This is a genomic window from Streptomyces boncukensis (genome assembly GCF_011045075.1).
Classification (GTDB): Bacteria; Actinomycetota; Actinomycetes; order Streptomycetales; family Streptomycetaceae; genus Streptomyces; species Streptomyces boncukensis.
Genome location: NZ_JAAKZZ010000494.1, coordinates 1 through 5,347 on the forward strand (window position 1 = coordinate 1; position 5,347 = coordinate 5,347).

8 protein-coding genes are annotated in these 5,347 nt (G+C 70.4%); 5 read left to right on the forward strand and 3 right to left on the reverse strand.

Annotated elements, in window-relative coordinates; translation table 11 throughout:
- Positions 1-80: 80 nt before the first annotated feature.
- Positions 81-779, forward strand: a complete 699-nt coding sequence (locus G5C65_RS30390; protein WP_165302271.1) for a phosphatase PAP2 family protein — start codon at positions 81-83, stop codon at positions 777-779.
- 39 nt (positions 780-818) lie between these two features.
- On the opposite strand, the gene G5C65_RS30395 is transcribed toward G5C65_RS30390, so the two are convergent.
- Positions 819-1,016 carry a hypothetical protein gene (locus G5C65_RS30395; protein ID WP_165302269.1) on the reverse strand — a complete coding sequence of 66 codons (198 nt, stop codon included), beginning with the start codon at positions 1,014-1,016 and terminating at the stop codon, positions 819-821.
- Between the two features lie 96 nt (positions 1,017-1,112).
- Here G5C65_RS30395 and G5C65_RS30400 point away from each other — a divergent pair, with 96 nt between their 5' ends.
- Positions 1,113-1,988 carry an SCO4651 family lipoprotein gene (locus tag G5C65_RS30400; RefSeq protein ID WP_165302272.1) on the forward strand — a complete coding sequence of 292 codons (876 nt, stop codon included), beginning with the start codon at positions 1,113-1,115 and terminating at the stop codon, positions 1,986-1,988.
- Between the two features lie 178 nt (positions 1,989-2,166).
- Positions 2,167-2,379: a hypothetical protein gene (locus tag G5C65_RS30405; RefSeq protein ID WP_165302270.1), complete on the forward strand. Its 213-nt coding sequence runs from the start codon at positions 2,167-2,169 to the stop codon at positions 2,377-2,379.
- Positions 2,380-2,429: 50 nt separating this feature from the next.
- Here the strand turns inward: G5C65_RS30405 and G5C65_RS30410 are convergent, their stop codons facing one another.
- A complete protein-coding gene (locus tag G5C65_RS30410; RefSeq protein WP_165302273.1) occupies positions 2,430-2,816 on the reverse strand; it encodes a metal-sensitive transcriptional regulator in 387 nt (128 codons plus the stop codon).
- A 193-nt stretch (positions 2,817-3,009) separates the two neighbouring features.
- On the opposite strand from G5C65_RS30410, the gene G5C65_RS30415 reads away from it, so the two are divergent.
- Together G5C65_RS30415 and G5C65_RS30420 are read left to right on the forward strand one after the other, a co-directional pair.
- Positions 3,010-3,630 (forward strand): DUF47 family protein, encoded by a 621-nt coding sequence (locus tag G5C65_RS30415; RefSeq protein WP_165302274.1) that lies wholly within the window; start codon positions 3,010-3,012, stop codon positions 3,628-3,630.
- 5 nt (positions 3,631-3,635) lie between these two features.
- Positions 3,636-4,631, forward strand: coding sequence for an inorganic phosphate transporter (locus tag G5C65_RS30420; protein WP_165302275.1), 996 nt, complete (start codon positions 3,636-3,638; stop codon positions 4,629-4,631).
- Positions 4,632-4,763: 132 nt separating this feature from the next.
- On the opposite strand, the gene G5C65_RS30425 is transcribed toward G5C65_RS30420, so the two are convergent.
- The coding region (locus tag G5C65_RS30425; protein WP_165302276.1) for a phosphate ABC transporter ATP-binding protein at positions 4,764-5,347 on the reverse strand (584 nt) is incomplete at its 5' end.

Below are 5,347 nucleotides of genomic sequence, written 5' to 3' on the forward strand. Positions count from 1 at the left end.
GAGCACGGGGGCACGGGGGTTTGACAGCGCGTACCAGCGACCAGCAAGCAGGGCAGAAGTGAAGAAGGGGCCGCACCTCGATGGCTGACTGGGACAACCCTGATGTAGGGCTCCTCTACGAGATCAACGGGCTGGCGAAGGACGCGCCGACCTGGGCCGACCGCACCATGGAGTTCATCGGCGAGTACGGCATCGCCGTCGGACTCGTCCTGGTCGCGCTGTGGGCCTGGTGGGGGGTCGCGCGCAGGCGGGGCACGCGCGAGGAGGCGGTGTCGGGCTTCGCGGGGCTGCTCTGGGCGCCGCTGGCCGCCGTGATCGCACTCCTGGTGAACATCCCGATCCGGGAGTTCGTGGAGCGCCCCCGGCCGTTCGTCGACCACAAGCGAGTCGACCCCCTGATCGACGGAAAGAGCGACTACTCGTTCGTCAGCGACCACGCCACGCTCACCATGGCCATCGCGGTCGCCGTCTTCATGGTCCACCGGAAGTACGGGCTGCTGGCGATCGGGCTGGCCGTCACCGAGGCGTTCTGCCGGGTCTACATGGGGGTGCACTACCCCACGGACGTCCTGGGCGGGCTCGCGCTGGGCACCGCCGTCGCGCTGCTGCTCGCTCCGGCCGCGATGTGGCTGCTCACGCCCGCGGTGCGGGCCGGGGTCGCGCGCTTCTCCTGGCTGGGCACGCTGGTCTGGTCGGGCTCCGGCGCGTCCGGTACGGCGGAGCAGCGTGCGGATGCCGGTGCCCCTCGCTCCCCGCAGGACCGCGACCTGGCGGCCTGAGCCTTCTCGATTCCGGGTGCGGCGCCTCCCTGACGGGGCCTACTCGTACTCGCCCCGGTGCCCGGCGGCGTCGGCGCGGGCCCGGTCCCGCGCCCGGCGGGCCGGACCGCGCCAGCCGCAGGAGCACACGGCCGAGCAGAACGCACCGCGCTCGGTCATATCCGCCTCGTGCAGGCCCTTGGCGACGGCGGAGAGGGCCGCCTGGTCCGGCTGGTGTTCGGGGGCTCGCTCGCGCACGTGACCACCGTACCGATCCCGTGACGGCCTGTACCGGGGGCTCGTTAGGCGGTGGGGCGCGCGCAAGGGCGCGCGCGGGCGTGAGAGGTCGGCAGGATGGCGGTGCGGTGGCAGCGGCGGTGCGGCGCAGCCGCCGCACCGGCTCTGGTGGCCGCGCTGCTGGCAGCCGCCCTCACGCCCCTCACGGCCGGGTGCGCGGCGCTCGGCGGCACGGCCGACGGGCGGTCGCCCGGCGGGCCCGGCGCCTCCCGCGACGCCCGCCCCGCCCCCGACGCCGTACGGCGGGCCGCCGAGGCGCTGGTCCGCGCGGGCACCTCCCGGGTGCGTACGTCCATGGAGATGGCGAGCGGCGGCACCCGGGTCGTCGTCCAGGGCGCCGGCAGCTTCGACTACGCGCGGGGCACCGGCCGGCTCGTCGTCTCGCTCCCGCGTGGTACGTCGGGGGAGCGGCCCGGGGAACGCCGCCCGGTCGTCGAGCTGCTGACGCCCCGCGCCCTCTATATGAAGAACCGCGAGGGCGTGCCGCCGGGCAAGTGGGTGCGCGTCCCCACGGCCACCCTGCCGGACGGGAATCTGGTGTCGGGCGGCGCCACCGACCCGGTCAGCGCCGCCGAACTGCTGCGCGGCGCGCGCACGGTGCGCCGCCTCGGCGCCACCGATCTCGACGGCACCCGGGTGTGGCACTTCCGGGGCACGGTGGATGTCAGGGCGGCCGCCGACGCCGCTTCGCCCTCCGTACGGCGGCGGTTGACAGCTGCGGAGAAAGGGTTCTCCGGTCATACGATCCCGTTTGATGCGTACCTCGACGGGCAGGGGCGTCTGCGGAAGGTCCGCCATCGGTTCACCTTCGCCGGCGAGCGCGGGGATGTCACGGTCCTCTCGACGACCCGCGCGCACGGCTTCGGCGTCCCGGTGCGTGTCACGATGCCCGAGGACCGGGACATCTACGCGGGCGCGATCGCCGTTCCCTGAGCGGTACGCCTGACGCGCGCGTGATGCCGCTTCATGGCCGCCGTGGCCCGGTGGAAATGGTTCGTAAGTGCCATGCGCGGAGGGTGCGTCCCTCCCTACGCTGGGGAGCTGGGCCGGAAGACAGGGGCCGCTCCGCATCTCGACATGAGGGACACGAGGAGCACAGGAGGTGATACGTGTGCCTGTATCGACGCCTGGCGGCGGAAGCGCCGCCCGTGGTCAGCGGCGCTCCGTGATCCAGGACCACATCGCCCTCGCCGAGATCGAGCTCTGCGGCGAGCTGATGATCGCCGCCTCCGCGGCGGAGGAGCGGCTGAGCCTGGCGCGGATCGACGAGGTGCTGAGCCGTGCCGCGGGCGAGCTGGACGGGGTGCCGGAGTCGTCCCGCTGAGGGTTCAGCGGGCTCGCCGGCGGGCAGGGAGTGGTGCCCCTCCCGTCTGCTCAGGTGCGCATCAGCCGGGCGATGGCGGCTGTGGCTTCCGCCACCTTCGCGTCCATCTCGGCGCCGCCGTCGAGTGCGGCGTGTGCCACACAGTGCCGCAGATGCTCCTCCAGCAGCTGGAGGGCGAAGGACTGGAGGGCCTTGGTCGAGGCGGAGACCTGGGTGAGTATGTCGATGCAGTAGACGTCCTCGTCCACCATCCGCTGGAGGCCGCGGATCTGGCCCTCGATCCGGCGGAGGCGCTTGAGGTGGGCTTCCTTGTCCTTGCTGTAGCCGTGCATGCCCGTGGCGGCGTGGGCCGAGCAGCACTCGGAGGTGGCCTCGCCCACGGTGTCGGCCACACCGTCGGCCGCGCTGTCGGCCTGGCCGGTCTCTGCGGTCGTCATGGTTCCTCCCGTTGCGGGGCCGCGGCGCCACCCCTGTCTAGATACCCCTCGTGGGTATACGATACCGGACCTTCCGGAGGCCGGTTCAGGCCACGAGTCTCCATGGGTGACACTGGAGGACGCCGGTTAGCTGTGGCCGGATGATGCGCCTAGCATCGACGAGACCGATATCGACGCATTCCGAGGACCCCCAGTGCGCTTTCGTCTGACCCCCAGGGAGACGAGCTTCTACGACATGTTCGCGGCCTCCGCGGACAACATCGTGACCGGCTCGAAGCTCCTGATGGAACTGCTCGGGGCGGAAACCTCCGCGCGCGCCGAGATCTCCGAACGCATGCGGGCGGCCGAGCACGCGGGGGACGATGCGACGCACGCGATCTTCCACCAGCTCAACTCCTCGTTCATCACGCCGTTCGACCGCGAGGACATCTACAACCTGGCCTCCTCCCTCGACGACATCATGGACTTCATGGAGGAGGCCGTCGACCTCGTCGTCCTCTACCAGGTCGAGGAGCTGCCCAAGGGGGTCGAGCAGCAGATCGAGGTGCTCGCGCGGGCCGCGGAGCTGACCGCCGAGGCGATGCCGAACCTGCGCACCATGGACAACCTCACCGAGTACTGGATCGAGGTCAACCGGCTGGAGAACCAGGCGGACCAGATCCACCGCAAGCTGCTCGCCCATCTCTTCAACGGCAAGTACGACGCGATCGAGGTCATGAAGCTCAAGCAGATCGTGGACGTGCTGGAGGAGGCGGCCGACGCCTTCGAACACGTGGCCAACACGGTCGAGACGATCGCGGTCAAGGAGTCCTGACCTTCGTGGACACGTTCGCCCTGGTCGTGACCGTAGGGGTCGCGCTCTTCTTCACGTACACGAATGGCTTTCACGACTCCGCGAACGCCATCGCGACCTCCGTCTCCACCCGGGCGCTGACGCCGCGGGCCGCGCTGCTGATGGCGGCCGTGATGAACCTCGCCGGGGCCTTCCTCGGCAGCGGGGTCGCCAAGACCGTCAGCGAGGGGCTCATCGAGACCCCGCACGGCGACAGCGGGATGGCCATCCTGTTCGCCGCGCTGGTCGGTGCCATTGTCTGGAACCTCATCACCTGGTACTTCGGCCTGCCCTCCTCGTCGAGCCACGCGCTGTTCGGCGGCATGGTGGGCGCCGCGCTGGCCGGCGGTATCGCCGTGCACTGGTCGGGCGTGATCGAGAAGATCGTGCTGCCGATGTTCCTCTCGCCGCTGGTCGGGATGCTGGTCGGCTATCTGGTGATGTGCGCCATCATGTGGATGTTCCGGAAGGCGAATCCGCACCGCGCGAAGCGGGGGTTCCGGATCGCGCAGACCGTCTCGGCGGCCGGCATGGCCCTCGGCCACGGCCTGCAGGACGCGCAGAAGACGATGGGCGTCGTGGTGATGGCGCTCACCATCGCGGACGTCCAGGACCACAACGAGATCCCGATCTGGGTCAAGATCGCCAGCGCGCTGATGCTCTCGCTCGGTACGTACGCGGGCGGCTGGCGCATCATGCGCACCCTGGGGCGGCGGATCATCGAGCTGGACCCGCCGCAGGGGTTCGCCGCCGAGACCACGGCCGCGTCCGTGATGTACACGGCGTCCTTCATGTTCCACGCGCCGATCTCGACCACCCATGTGATCACGTCCGCGATCATGGGCGTGGGGGCGACCAAGCGGGTCAGCGCGGTGCGCTGGGGGGTCGCGAAGAACATCATTCTGGGCTGGTTCATCACCATGCCCGCCGCCGCGCTGGTCGCGGCGGTGATGTACGGGGCGATCAAGCTCGTCTTCGGCTGAGCGGCTGAGCGGCTGAGCGGCCGGGCGGTAGGTGGGGCCCGTCCGCTTCTCCGGAGAAGCGGACGGGCCCCGGGTCGCCCGACGGTGGCACCGCCATGCAGCACCGCGGGCAGCTCTGCCGGCCGCGGGGTCTCAGCCGAAGCGGCCCGAGATGTAGTCCTCCGTCGCCTGGACGGACGGGTTGGAGAAGATCCGCTCCGTGTCGTCGATCTCGATGAGCTTGCCGGGCTCGCCGACCGCCGCCAGGTTGAAGAACGCGGTGCGGTCCGAGACCCGCGCCGCCTGCTGCATGTTGTGGGTCACGATCACGATCGTGAACTGCTCCTTCAGCTCACCGATCAGGTCCTCGATCGCCAGCGTCGAGATCGGGTCCAGCGCCGAGCACGGCTCGTCCATCAGCAGCACCTGGGGCTCCACCGCGATCGCGCGGGCGATGCACAGCCGCTGCTGCTGGCCGCCGGAGAGCCCGGAGCCGGGCTTGTTCAGCCGGTCCTTGACCTCGTTCCAGAGGTTGGCCCCCTTGAGGGACTTCTCGACGACGGCGTCCAGGTCCTTCTTCTTGCTGCTGCCGTTGAGCTTCAGGCCCGCCGCGACGTTGTCGTAGATGGACATGGTCGGGAACGGGTTCGGCCGCTGGAAGACCATGCCGATGGTGCGCCGTACCGAGACGGGGTCCACGCCGGCGCCGTACAGATCCTCGTCGTCCAGCATCACCT